Below are 282 nucleotides of genomic sequence, written 5' to 3'. Positions count from 1 at the left end.
CACAACAACGACGATCCGGTGCTGATCAATGGCTTGAACGCCGAGGGCGGCGAGCTGACTGTTTACGAAAAAAATCTCAGCACTGGCAGCGAGCCGGATTCCAACGCACTGACCCAAAGCGGCACCTTCACCATCACCGCTTTGGACGGCGTCACCACGCTGACCGTCGGCGGTATCGCCGTCGTCACCAACGGTGTGGCTGCAGGCTTCCCACAATCGGTCACCACGCCGCTCGGCAGCACGCTGACCATCACCGGGTTCAACGCAACGACCGGTGTTGTG

Annotated in this window: 1 protein-coding gene; it reads left to right on the top strand. The window is 61.0% G+C overall.

All coding sequences use genetic code 11. The features are described 5' to 3' along the window. Positions 1–282: hypothetical protein (locus ACM6HV_RS13980; protein WP_414904482.1), on the top strand; the 282-nt coding region annotated here is incomplete at both ends.

The sequence above is a fragment of the Pseudomonas sp. IT-P260 genome (assembly GCF_949768395.1).
In the GTDB taxonomy this organism is placed as follows: Bacteria; Pseudomonadota; Gammaproteobacteria; order Pseudomonadales; family Pseudomonadaceae; genus Aquipseudomonas; species Aquipseudomonas parakoreensis.
Note: the sequence above shows the minus strand (reverse complement) of the source record. Positions and strands in the feature narration are given on the sequence as shown.